The 12,506-nt window shown below is 63.6% G+C and carries 10 protein-coding genes; 7 read left to right on the top strand and 3 right to left on the bottom strand.

Features of this window, described 5'->3' with window-relative positions; all coding sequences use genetic code 11:
• Positions 1–82 precede the first annotated feature (82 nt).
• The 3 genes from ACTHNR_RS27105 to ACTHNR_RS27095 form a co-directional block, all read right to left on the bottom strand.
• Complete coding sequence (locus ACTHNR_RS27105; protein ID WP_440552017.1) at positions 83–1,522, bottom strand: helix-turn-helix domain-containing protein; 1,440 nt, start codon at positions 1,520–1,522, stop codon at positions 83–85.
• A gap of 290 nt (positions 1,523–1,812) precedes the next feature.
• The gene (locus ACTHNR_RS27100; RefSeq protein ID WP_440552016.1) at positions 1,813–2,268 is read right to left on the bottom strand and encodes a hypothetical protein; all 456 of its coding nucleotides are present in this window, start codon (positions 2,266–2,268) and stop codon (positions 1,813–1,815) included.
• A 540-nt stretch (positions 2,269–2,808) separates the two neighbouring features.
• Positions 2,809–3,909, bottom strand: coding sequence for a type IV pilus twitching motility protein PilT (locus ACTHNR_RS27095; RefSeq protein ID WP_440552013.1), 1,101 nt, complete (start codon positions 3,907–3,909; stop codon positions 2,809–2,811).
• Between the two features lie 299 nt (positions 3,910–4,208).
• Here ACTHNR_RS27095 and ACTHNR_RS27090 point away from each other — a divergent pair, with 299 nt between their 5' ends.
• The 7 genes from ACTHNR_RS27090 to ACTHNR_RS27060 are packed head-to-tail and all read left to right on the top strand — an operon-like array spanning position 4,209 to position 12,338.
• A complete protein-coding gene (locus tag ACTHNR_RS27090) occupies positions 4,209–5,285 on the top strand; it encodes a toxin co-regulated pilus biosynthesis Q family protein (RefSeq protein ID WP_440552011.1) in 1,077 nt (358 codons plus the stop codon).
• A gap of 59 nt (positions 5,286–5,344) precedes the next feature.
• The gene (locus ACTHNR_RS27085) at positions 5,345–7,030 is read left to right on the top strand and encodes a PilN family type IVB pilus formation outer membrane protein (protein ID WP_440552132.1); all 1,686 of its coding nucleotides are present in this window, start codon (positions 5,345–5,347) and stop codon (positions 7,028–7,030) included.
• Between the two features lie 30 nt (positions 7,031–7,060).
• Positions 7,061–8,377: a type 4b pilus protein PilO2 gene (gene pilO2, locus ACTHNR_RS27080; protein WP_440552009.1), complete on the top strand. Its 1,317-nt coding sequence runs from the start codon at positions 7,061–7,063 to the stop codon at positions 8,375–8,377.
• A complete protein-coding gene (gene pilP / locus ACTHNR_RS27075) occupies positions 8,367–8,960 on the top strand; it encodes a type IV pilus biogenesis protein PilP (RefSeq protein ID WP_440552007.1) in 594 nt (197 codons plus the stop codon). The genes pilO2 and pilP overlap by 11 nt, the downstream gene beginning before the upstream one ends.
• 8 nt (positions 8,961–8,968) lie before the next feature.
• Positions 8,969–10,636, top strand: a complete 1,668-nt coding sequence (locus ACTHNR_RS27070) for a GspE/PulE family protein (protein WP_440552130.1) — start codon at positions 8,969–8,971, stop codon at positions 10,634–10,636.
• On the top strand, positions 10,623–11,732 hold the full coding sequence (locus tag ACTHNR_RS27065) for a type II secretion system F family protein (protein ID WP_440552004.1): 1,110 nt from the start codon (positions 10,623–10,625) through the stop codon (positions 11,730–11,732). The genes ACTHNR_RS27070 and ACTHNR_RS27065 overlap by 14 nt, the downstream gene beginning before the upstream one ends.
• A 57-nt stretch (positions 11,733–11,789) precedes the next feature.
• Positions 11,790–12,338 (top strand): type 4 pilus major pilin, encoded by a 549-nt coding sequence (locus ACTHNR_RS27060; protein WP_440552002.1) that lies wholly within the window; start codon positions 11,790–11,792, stop codon positions 12,336–12,338.
• Positions 12,339–12,506: the final 168 nt, after the last annotated feature.

The raw sequence follows: 12,506 nt of genomic DNA, 5'->3' as shown, positions 1-12,506 counted from the left end.
GGCTGAGCGCAGGAGCGGATCGATGGCGCCGCGTGCACACCACGGTGTGTGCACGAGGCGAGCGGGTTGATGGGGCGAATTTTCAGCGCGCGAGCGTGTCGGACGGCGCTTCGTGAAAAACCTTGCGGTAGCTGTTCACGAGCGTCGAACGATGTTGAACGCCCCAGCGCGTCGCGACTTCGAGCACGCCGGGCGTGCGCCCGCCGTCGCGCGTGAGCTCGTGACGGATGCGCTCCATGCGCTGGCGGCGAATCAATTGGCTCGGCGACAACCCGAGGTGCGTCTTGAAGGCCGCTTGAATGGCACGCTCGGTCACGCCGATGTGGGCCGCCATTTCGCGCACCGACAGATCGTGACGATCGAGGTGCTCCATCATGTAGCGGTACGCGCGGCGGTACTTGCCAGGCAGTCGCGCGCTGACGTCATCCGACGTCGGTTGACGCGCGTCCTGCAGCGCGTCGGCCGTCGCCGGCGTCATCGATACGTTGTCCGATCGCACGTGTCGAATCGAGGCGAGTGCGTAACGCCCATACAGCTGCGCGTATTCTTGGATGCGGCCCTGACGTTGACGAACCTTTGAAAGGCAGTAGGCGTACTCGAGATACCAGCGTTCATGCCACGGTTGCTGCCCGTTGCCGACGCGGCACTGCTCGAGCATGGATTCGGCCGTGTTCGGCGCGGCCGCGGCAAGGGCGGCGACGGCGATTTCGAGGCACAGTCCGCGGTGATAGGCCGAGATGCCGGTGCGCGCCGCCCAGTGCAGGTGTTCGTCGAGCTTTTCGGCCACGTCGCGCCGGCCGGCGGCGAAGCCTTGCAGTCGACGCAAATAGTCGAGACGTGCATCGACGATAGGCATGTCGGCAAGCGGGCTCGAATGCTCAGTCTCCCCGGAGTCTGCCATGGCGAAGAGGCGGTCCGTTTCGATCGAGCGCCAGTAGATATGATCATGGAGTTCGTCGGCGCCTCGCACTTGCTGTTGGATGCGAAGGTCGAGCACGAGCGAGGCAACGAGCGAGGACCAGCGTGCGTCGTCCGCTTGATCGGCGAGTGCCTCGAGCGCTTGAACGCGCGCATCGATCGCCCCGAGTCTGCCGAGCTGATGCAGGACAAGGATTTCGCCGATGAGACTGTCCATCTTTTGCGGCGCGGTGGCGTTGATTTCGCCGCCCATGCGAGCGAAACAAGTCAGCGCCGTGGTGAGACGATGCTGGAAGAAGGCTTGCCACCCGGCATTGCGGCACGACACGATGCGCAGCGTTTCACGGCAATCGCGAATCGCTCGCTGAGCCTTTCGATAGGTTTCCTCGGCTTCGACGGGCCTGCCGAGAATCAACTGCGCATCGGCGTATGCGAGCAGCGGCATGTAGTCGAGCTCGCGCTCCGCGCCGTCAGGTTCCGCCCAGGCGGCGGCCGTCGAGCAAGCCTCGTTCAATTGACCGGCGATGACCTTTTGCGTGTAAGCCGGAAACTGCTCGTGCGCGCAGAGGGCGGAGGCGACAGCGAAGTAAAGAGTCGAGAACATGACACACTCCATTGAGATCGTTTTGCTTGCAACCGTGTCGACAGATCGAAACGTCGTGTCTTGGTTGCCATGTTCTCAATGCGATGCGTGCAGGCGGGACGATTTTGATGGTTTGTTACGTTGCTCGGCGTATGGGCGATAACGGCGTGAAAGGCACTACCAAAAATGGGGAGAATGCCGCCAATGCGGTCGCGTAACGAACGATGCGCCGCAGAGAAGCGGCGCATCGTTATTCGACTTTGACTGACTAAACATACGCGAAAATATACTAAACAAACGCCAAAATCGCGTTACCGAATCGGCTCGGAAAGCTTCGCCATATCGGCCGCGAGCTGCTTCTCGAACTCGAGTGCCGAGACGAACATCTTCTGTTCGATCTGCATGCCCGCCATCCCTTGTTCGAACCACATCATTTCATGCATTCGATCGCGCATGGCGTCATGGGCCATGCCGGGGGCTTGCGAGCCGTCGTTGGGTGCGTGACCCGACGGCGGGCTACTTAGGCGTTGTCTGAATGCGTTCAGCTTCGAGCTGTCGGCGTTCAGGCGCACGCCGGTATTGTCCTGCACCGGTGGGCGCGATGGGGGGCCGTCGGCCAGCGCTTCGAACTGCGGGTGCGGCGTAACCTGCGGCCTCGAGGGCGGGACGACGGGTGTCGTCGGCTCGTGATGAATGCTGGCGTCGTCGAGGCTTGTCGAATCGATGGGATGGTGGCTGTTCGGTTCGTTGACGTTATCGACGGGCATCGCGCTCTCCTCGTGAAGTGGCCGGCTCGACGCCGGCGCGGGCGGAACGTTGCCCTTGCAACTTCCGCCCGCGCAGTATCGGCGCACGGCGTCTCCCGGTCGATCTCGGGCGTGCGAAGCACCGGCTCGCTTTGCGAAGCCGTGCCGACGATCATGCGGCTTTAACGGCCCCAATGCATTCTTTTAGCAACCGTTGAAGACCCTTTTTCATTGCGAAAACCTATCGATGCGATAGGCGGTAATTTAACCCGGTATGAGATTGCATCGGAATAAATTTGCCACATTATGGATGCATTAAATTGGCTCTAGTGAAAACCCTAATACAGACGTTATACTGCGCAGCCGATAAGGCGAGTCTACGCCGACCGATCTGTAGCCCTTGTTTTTTGGCGCAATATCATGTGTCGCCTTTGTGTCAGAGAGCCGTAAGATTGCGAACCAATAATCGGCGCAGGCGATAGGAGGAAGAAGTGAGCATTCGAGTTTGTAAATCTTTGTCAAACATCGTGCGAGGAGTGCGCTCGACCGGCTTTAATCCGTTCAACGCTTGACCGACCCCTGGAGCATCTCATGCAGTTCCATCCGGTTGTAGGTGGCGCGAAGCGCGTCGCGCGACGAGATCGCCCCTCGCGATGCCAGCGAGGCGAGATGCTCGTTCAAGGAGCGCGACATGTTGTCTTCCTTGCGACGGATGAATTCGCCGACGAAGTGCAGCTTGTTCGGATCGACGAGCAGCTTGCTGACCTGCTGGTTGTTGTTGAAGAGCAGCTCGCTCGCCAGCACGAAATTTTCGCCGTCCTCGGTCGGCACGAGGCTTTGGCACACGACGCCGATCAGCGAATTGGCCAGCGAAACGGCGTGACGTTCGCGCTCGGCGGCGGGAAAGAACGAAAGCAGCCGAGTGAGCGTGCTGATCGCGCTGCTCGTGTGCATGGTGGCGAAGACGAGGTGGCCCGATTCGCCGGCCTGGAGCACGGTCTCGGCGGTTTCGAGGTCGCGCACTTCGCCCACCATGATGACGTCGGGTTTCTGGCGCAGCGCCTCGCGCAAGCCGGCCGAGAAGCTGGGCGTATCGGTCGGCACTTCGCGCTGCGACACGATGGATTGACGGCTGTCGAGGTGATACTCGATCGGTTCCTCGATCGTGATGATGTGCGAGTTGCGGGTGCGGTTGACGTGGTCGAGCAGCGAGGAAATCGTCGTCGTTTTGCCCGAGCCGGTCGGCCCGGTCACGAGCACGATGCCCTTGGTCGCTTCGAGCATCGTCTTCACGTACGCGGGCAGGCCGAGCTTGTCGAGCGCGAGCGGCTCGAGCGGAAGGCGGCGCATCGAGATCACCGTCTTGCGCCCGCCCGAGCTGCGATAGACGTTGCAGCGCAGGCGGCAGCGCGTAAGCAGGAAGGGACGGTCGAGCGCGCCCACGGCCAGGCGCGTTTGCCAGTCGGGATCGATCGCATCGAGCATGGGCAGCATCTCTTCGAACAGCACGGGCCCGTCGCCGGTCTCGGTCCAGCCGCGCGGCGTTTTGATCATGATCGGGCGGTCTTGCTCGATATGGATGTCGGTGAACGTTTGTCGCAGGTCGACGAGGTCGAGAATTTCGCGCGTCAAGTCGCGCATCGTGCCGAAGTCGTTAGTCATGGCGGTACGTTGTCGTGGTAAGTGAAGGGCGCGGCGCGTCGAACCTGGCGCACGCGGTCCGTTGCGGTTTTCCGCGAGCTTATGAAGTAACGCAGTCAAAGTAAAGCAGGCGAAAACAAACGAACAGCCGAAGGATTCCGGGCGCGCGAACGCGAAGGCCCGGAGCGAAACCGGCAGCAGGCAAGCCGTCTCGTGGGGGGACGGTTACGAGGGTGCGAAGGTTCCCGCATATCGTCGAGCGTTTTATCGCGCTTGGGCTTGCTGCCGGCTTCGTCAAATCCGACGGCAAGGACAAAAACATGCAGAAGCTGACAGTGTGCATTGCCGCGCTGGTGGGTCTGATGTGCGGCGTCGCCGATTGCTCCTCGGCGATCGCGAAAACGATGGATGCGGCGCAGGTGCGCGTGCTCGGAGAGGGCCGCGCGGCGCCGAAGGTCTCGCAAGGCGGGCGCGGCGTGCCGTTGCGCCATGCGCTCGAGCAGATCGTGCCGCCCGATTTCAGTATCAATTTGCCCAACGCGGGCCCATGGGCCGACGTGCCCGTGAGCTGGCCCGCGCACGTGACCTTCGTCGCCGCGTTGCGCGATGCGCTGTCGGCCGCGCCCGACGTGAACGCCGATGTCGATCTCAAGCTGCGCCTCGTGACGGTTCGCGCCAACGCATCGGTCTCGGCGATGAGCGACGATGCGGCGTTTGCGATGAAGCACGTCTGGGGACTGCCGCCGAACGGCAGTGCGCAGGCGCCGCAACCTTCGCAGCCGAGCCAAGTACAGCCGGCGCAGCAAGCACCGCAATCGCAGCCATCGCAGCCACCCGCGCAATCCGCGGGGATCGGACCGGCGCTTGCCACGCAGCCGCCGCTTTTGGCCGCCATGCACGACCAGCCAACCGTTGCGCCCGCAACCAAACGGCCGGCTGCCACGGCAGACCTCGGGCCGGCCGCGACGGCGAGCCCGGCCCCAGCGAAGCCCGCGGCCCCTTCCGCTTCGACGAATGCGACAGTCAACGCGCGCAACGTCGTGGGCACGACGACGGAAGCATCGCCGGCATCGCCCGCCACCGTTTCGTCCACCGACGCCGTCGGCGAACCGCTTCCGGCCGCGCCGCCGCCAGAGCCCGTGAGGGAGTGGCATCTGTCGCTCGCCGATCACACCGTGAAGACCGCGCTGACGCGTTGGGCGAAGGAAGACGGCTGGCAGCTCGTTTGGGACGTGCCGCTCGACTTCGGCGTCGATGCGGACGCAACGGTGACGGGGACGTTCGAGCAAGCCCTGCAGGCCGTCGTCGACGCATTGAAAAAATCCGAGACGCCGATTCAGGCGATCCTCTACCGAGGCAACAAGGTGCTTCGTATCGTCGCCAAGGGAGCAGCATGATGCGCAACGACCGTTCTTTCAAACGCGCGGCGGCCGCCGGTCTTTCATTCGTTCTGCTGATGAACGCCGGATGCACGGGCCTCTCTCAGCGCATTACCGATTCGGCCAAGCGCGATGCCGAGCACGGCCATGCTCTCGTGGCCGATGCGGAGCAAGGGCATATCGCCGTCCATGCGCTCGACGACGTCGTCGTCAACAACGGCATTTGGTTGTCGGGCCGCACGGTCAAGCTGGGCACCGACGCCGCGCTGCCGCCGATTTTCGCGCAGCCGGCGACGTTCGACCGCTCGGTATCGTCGCTGCAGGAATTCGCCGAACGGATCACGCGTCTCACGCAGTTGCCGACGAAGGTGGCGCCCGACGCGAGTTCGGCCGCCGAACGCACGCTCGAAGCGGCGGTGGGCGGCGACGCGCGTTCGGGCGCGGCCGGCGGCAACGCGATGGGGGCGACGGCCGTCAAACCGCCGCTGCCGCCCACTCGCGGCGGTGCGCCCGCGGCAGGCTTCGGCCCCGTGCCGCTGCATGTCGTCTACAGCAGCGGCGATCTGAAGGGTTTGCTCGATTCGGCCTGCGCGCAGTTCGGCGTGTATTGGAAGTTCGCGAACGGCGTGGTCGATTTCTATTTCACCGATACGCGCACGTTCCAAGTCAGCGCGGTGCCGGGCGATTCGGCGGTCAAGGCCAATGTCGTCAGCGCGGCCAACAATGACAACGGCAACAGCAGCGGCATGAACGGCGGGGGCGGAACGAGCGGCACGATCGGCTCGTCGGCCGGCAGTGGCGGATCGAGCGGCACGGGTGTCTCGTCCGACAACACGTCGACCACGCAGGTGAACTCTCAATTGTCGATCTTCGGCAGCTTGGACGCCGCGATCAAGGCGATGCTCTCGCCTTACGGCCACGTCGTCTCGTCGCCGGCGACGGGCTCGATCTCCGTGACCGATACGCCCGATGCCCTCGAGCGCGTCGGCCGTTTCATGGAAGAGCAAAACCGCACGATGTCGCGTCAAGTGATGATCAATGTGACCGTGCTGAGCGTCACGCTTTCCGATCAAGACAGCTACGGCATCGATTGGACGGCCGTCTACCAAACGCTCGGAACGCAGTTTGGCCTAGCCAACACGTTCGCGCCGACGCTGACGAATCCGGTGTCGTTCTCGGCGGCCGTCATTACGCCGAACAGCCGTGCGAACGGCACGAAGGCGATGATCGCGGCGCTGTCGCAGCAAGGCAAGGTGCGCCGCAAGACGTCGGCTTCCGTGACGACGCTGAACAATCAACCGGTGCCCGTGCAGGTGGCGACGCAGCAGGGCTATCTCGCCTCGATTTCGACGACGAACACGGCCCTCGTCGGTTCGCAAACGTCGCTCACGCCGGGCACGGTCACGACGGGCTTCAATATGACGCTGCTGCCGCATGTGCTCGACGACGGCACGGTGCTGATGCAGTTCTACACGAACCTGTCTTCGCTGGTTGCACTGCAGCAAGTGTCGAGCGGGGGGAACAACCCGCTGCAGATTCAAACGCCGGAGATCGATACGCGCAACTTCCTGCAGCGGGTGGCGATGAAGTCGGGCGCGACGCTCGTCATCAGTGGCTATGAAGGCACGAACGACAACCTGACGCAGAGCGGAGTGGGCAAGGCGCAAAACTATCTGTTCGGAGGCGGGTTCAATGCGGGGCGTTCGCGCGACATCATCGTGATCCTGATCACGCCGATCACGATGTCGGTCGCCGGCGTGTAGGCGGGCGCTTCTTCATACGACGCTTCGATCATGTCGAACCCCATCATCCAAATCGGTCGCCAGCGCTTCGTCAGCGGGCTGTTTTGGCAATCGCTGTCGCGCAAGCGCGAGTTGCGCAAGGAAGCGCTCGAGCTCGCGCAAAAGCTCAATTTCGATCTCTTGATCGTTCGCATTGGACGCGACGTCGCGGAAGCCGGATTCGCGAGCGTGCGCGAGGGCGTGCAGCCCGGCTTGCTCTCGCTGGGCGCGATGGTGGGCGAGGCGATCGCGAGGCAGGGGGCGCAGTACGACGGCAGGCAGCAGCCCGCGCCGAATTGGCTCGGGGCATTCAAAGTGCCCGACGGCCGGTGGGCGTACTTCGCCGTGCGCGACAACTTGTTTTTACCCAACGGCGATTGGCTCGCCACGCGTGAGGAAGTGTTCGATCGGTTGATCGCCGATTATGGGTTGGGCGGGTGGAACGTCGTGATCGGCGACGCCGAACTCGAGGCGCTCGGTTTTCACAACTTCTATCAGCGCAGCCTCGACGATCTATTGCCGCAGCGCAACGGCAAATTGCGCGTGCAGCGCTGGTGGGCGCTGCAGAGCGCGCGCCGCACGATCAGCAAGCCGTTGCTCGCCAGCGCGGCGGCTGCGGTGCTCGTGTTGTGCGCGGCGTTCGGCTACTCGAAATACCGAGAGCACGAGCGGCAGGTGCAATTCGACAAGATGGTCGCGCTGATGCGTGAACGGGCGGCCGCGAACCGCAACCATGACGCGGGAGAGAACGCGCCCGTCGTGCATCCGTGGGCGTCGCAGCCGGCGCCGTCGGCGATGGTGCGCGCTTGCCTGCGCGCATTCGGCATCGTCTCGCCCGGAGGCTGGCAGCTCGATCAGTATTCATGCTCGCAGGCGGCCGCGAGCTACGTCTGGTCGCGCAATGGCTCGACGGTGGGCTATTTGTTGGCCGACGAGCCGCGCGCGGAAATCGACGGCAGCGGCGATCGCGCGGTGATGACGGTGCCGCTCGCCGTAACGCATGCCGACGACGAGGCGCTCGATTCGGAATCGCATTTACGACTGCGCCTGCTCGACGCTTTTCAGCCGTTGGGCGTGGCATTAAAGCTGGACGTGGTCCAGCAGCGCGACGACCCCTCGGTGAAGTCCGCAATCGTGAAGTCTCTGCCGGGCGGGCACAACCCGCCCGCGGCCGCGCCGAATTGGCGCGTCTGGCGCCTGTCGGCGAATCTCGACGGCATCGCGCCCACGCTCGTCGCCCCGCTGTTCGATCAACCGGGCGTTCGACTTCAGTCGGTGTCGTATCGAAACGGCGCCTGGTCGGTGGAAGGAGAGATCTATGCAAAGTAAGTCGATCCAAGGCATGCAGTGGCTCGTCGCGGCATGCGTGGCGACGCTGGCCGCGTCGGCATCGCCGTTCGCGCAGGCCGCGCCTCAAACGCCTGCCGTCGCGGCGTCGTCGGCGGTCGCGCTGGCGCCGGCTCCGGTCACGGCGGCTCAAGTCGATCCGCCGTCGCCGGAAGCCGCGGCGACCGTGGCAGCGCTGACGCGGCTCGAAGGCGAAACCGTCGTGCTCAAGGCGGAACTCAAGAAGCTCGAGACGCAGACGCAAATCGCGCAGCGCGCCGCGGAGCTCAATCGACTGAATGGCGCGGGCGCCCCCGATGAGGTTCGCGTGCGGGCCGTCGAGGGGCTCGGAAACAAGCTCTTCGCGACGCTCGAAAGCCGCAGCGCGGGCGAGTTCGAAGTGAAGGCCGGCGATACGCTGCCCAACGGCATGAAGATCGTGTCGATCAAGCCGAACGCCGTCTATGCGCAATTGCGCGGCGGCGCGAAAGTTCAACTGCCAAGAGTCGTTTCGTGGGATGCATCGTCGTACGCCGGTGCGCCCGAGTCCAATACGGCGAGCTTCCCGCCGCTGCCGAGGAACTGATCATGCGCATGTTGACTTCCAAAGGCCGCCCGGCGTCTCCGGTTCCGCTGCACCCGGCCCGCAACGCTGTCGAGTCGGCGCGCGCCGCGCTCGGAATCAAGCACGCGGAAGGCAAGACGACCGTACAGGCGCTCGATCTCGCCGATACGAAAGCCGTATCCGACACCGGCGAGCTCGCCGCCAGCGAAGAAGAGCGCAAGTTCCTTTGCCTGCTGGACGACGGGCGGCTCTTGATCGCCGAAGGTCAAGAGATGAACCCGTTCGTGCTTTCGTATCGCGCGCGGTTGGATCGGCTGCGCCATGCCTATACGCCGACGCCGGTCGGGCTCGACGTCGTCAGCCGAGCGTACCGCGAGCGCCGTCGCTCGGGCGCGGAGCCGCTCGATCATACGGCCATGCAGGTTCTCGCCAAAGAGCTGATCGCGCAAGCGTGCAGAGAGCGCGCATCGGACATTCACATTCGCGTCAATCGGTTCAGCACGGAAATTCTCTTTCGCGTGCACAACGAACTGCAGCGCGTGCGCGAACAGACGCGGGAGCACGGCGAGCGCTTGCTGGCGACCCTTTACGCCGCGATGGCGAGCGTTTCCGACAACACGTACAAGCCGACCGAACGCCAAGACGCGGCGATCGGCGACCGCGACAAGCTGCCCGATCAATTGTTCGGTGTCCGAATTGCCACGGCGCCCACGAGCGAGGGCAGTGTGATGGTGCTGCGCCTGCTCTACAACGATGCGGGCGATACGACGGATTTGCAGCGGCTGGGTTTCACCGATGCGCAAGCGGAGACACTCGATTTTCTGAAAGCGCAGCCGATCGGGATGAACATCATCAGCGGGCCGACGGGGTCGGGCAAATCGACGACGCTGCAGCGTGTGCTCACGAGCGAGATCAAGGATACGGCCGGCACGATTCACGTGATCACGGTGGAAGACCCGGTGGAATATCCGATCGCGGGCGCCGTGCAAACGCCCGTTATCAACGCGCTGGGCGAGGAAGCCCGCTCCGTCGTCTTCGCCGAGGCGATCGCAAACGCGATGCGGCTCGATCCGGACACGATCATGATCGGGGAGATCCGAGACCGGGCGTCGGCGCAGAGCGCGCTTCGCGCGTCCATGACGGGCCATCAAGTCTGGACGACGCTGCACGCCAATAGCGCGATCGCGATCGTGGACCGCCTGATCGATCTTGGGCTGCCGCTGCGCATGGTGACGGACGAATCGGTCGTGACGGGGCTCATCAGTCAGCGGCTCGTGAAGTTGCTCTGCCCGCACTGCAAGCTGCGTTTCGCCGATGAAGTGCATGAACTCGATGCGGCGCTCGTCGCTCGCGTCAAACGCGTGGCCGGTGCCCATATCGGCGATGTGTGCATCGCGGGGCCGGGTTGCGAGCATTGCCGGCAACGCGGAACGATCGGCCGGACGGTCGTGGCCGAGGTCATCCGCACGGACGCAAGGTTCTTTGCCTTGCTGCGCGATGGTGACAAGGCCGGCGCAATCGCCTACTGGCTCAGGCATCTCGACGGTCAAACGGTGGTCGATCATGCGATCGAAAAGGTCATCGAAGGGCTCGTCGATCCACGCATGGCCGAGCGTGTAGTCGGGCACTTGACCGAGCAAGCCGATTACGAGGGCTTCGGGTCGAACGTGATCGGAGTGGACTATGGCGCGGCTTGATCTCGCACGCTTGCCGTTCTCGCTGCCCGATCTGAACCGGGCCTTCGCGAAGCTGCAACTGACGACCAACGAGCGGCTGCGGCTCTACCGCAAGATCAGCAAAATGCTGTCGAACGGCTTGCCGCTGCTCAAGGTGTTGGAGGAGCTCGAACTGCGCGCGTCGCACGGCGGACGCAAGCCCAGCGAAGCGATGGCGATCGTGCTCGGCGATTGGCGCCATGCCGTGCAGAACGGCGGCATGCTTGCGGAGGGCATGGCCGGCTGGGTGCCCGAATCGGAGCAGCTGATCATTTTGGCCGGCGAGCAGGCAGGGCGGATCGAAACGGCGCTGATGTCGGTGGCCGGCGTCGTGCAATCGAGCAAGAAGATCCGCGCTTCGATTCTCGGCGGTATCGCCTACCCGGTGATGGTGTTCGCGATGACGATCTGCTACGTCTACTTGTTCGGCACGCGTGTAATCCCGCGCTTCGAGCAATTCGCGAACCCCGCGCAGTGGCAGGGGGCGGCTCGCTCGCTCTACCTGATGTCGCGCTTCGTTCAGCATTGGCTGTGGCCGTGTCTGATCGTGCTGGCGCTCTCAATTGGCGTCGTCGCATGGTCGATGCCGCATTGGAACGGGCGCGTTCGCACGTTTCTCGATCGCCTGCCGCCGTATTCGATTTATCGGCTCGTCGTGGGCAGCGGCTTTCTGATGGCGTTCGCTTCCCTGCAAGCCTCGGGGTTCACGGTCGAAAAGTCGCTGGTTCGGCTCGGTGCGAACGCGCGGCCTTGGCTGCGTGCGCGGATCGACGACACGCTGTTCGGCGTGAAGTCGGGGCTCAACGCAGGGGAGGCGATGCGCGTCGCGGGCTATCGGTTTCCGTCGCAGGAGATCGTCGACGACTTGTGCGTCTACTCCGAGTACGGCGGCTTCGCCGATGCATTGGAAACCATCGCGGAAGAATGGTTGGAGGACGGCGTGGAGACGATCTCCGTGCAGATGCGGGTATTGAACGGGGCGGCCATCATCGTGCTTGCGCTCGTGATCGCTTGGCTCATCACGGGGTTTTTCGGTATTCAGCAGGAAATCGCCGCCGTGACGCGGTCCATGCGTTAGGGCGGGCTGTTTCGACTCTTTATGCGGTGCATATTTCTTTGTGAATTGGGGGACCAAATGACGAAGCATCAAACACGCAGGGCGTTGCGACGGGTGCAAAAGGGCGCTTCGCTGCTGGAAGGGATCGCTTATCTCGGGATCGCGGCGATTGTCGTGATCGGGGCGATTGCGTTGCTCAATACGGCTTTCAGCAGCGCGAATTCGAATGAGTTGAACTCGGAGTTGTCGGCCATTCAGACGGCGTCGCGCAAATTGTTCATGACGACGCAAGGCAATTATGGGGCGACGGATTTCACGGCAACGCTAATCGCCGCCAAGGGGTTTCCGCAGACGCTGACGACCGATGCTGCCAATGGCACGGTGGCGGATGCATGGGGCGGTTCGGTGACGGTCGCGCCTGTGGCCGCCGACAATACAAAATTCACGATTACCTATACCAACGTACCGCCGGATGTGTGCGTGAACGCGCTAACTTCGACGACGACCGGCTGGTTGCAGGTAGTTGGACCAGGCAGCGCCACAGCGGTCGTTCCACCGATCTCTCCGGGCTCGGCGAAGACTGCATGCGGCAACGCCGCCGGTTCAGTCGTGTGGACCTCTAGCTAACCCACGTTTCCAAGCACGGCTCTTGCCTGCCGGCCTCGCCGCCGGCGGACCTCGCACACCCTTCTCACGGAGCACGACGTGTTAGTGATCGCCGTTTTCGCGATATTCGCCATGTTGATCGCCGGCTATGAAACGTTCGCCGGCGAGCAGATGAACGTCGTTTCGGCG

Source organism: Trinickia sp., assembly GCF_051954495.1.
GTDB lineage: Bacteria > Pseudomonadota > Gammaproteobacteria > Burkholderiales > Burkholderiaceae > Trinickia.
This window is presented reverse-complemented; position numbering and strand designations above follow the sequence as displayed.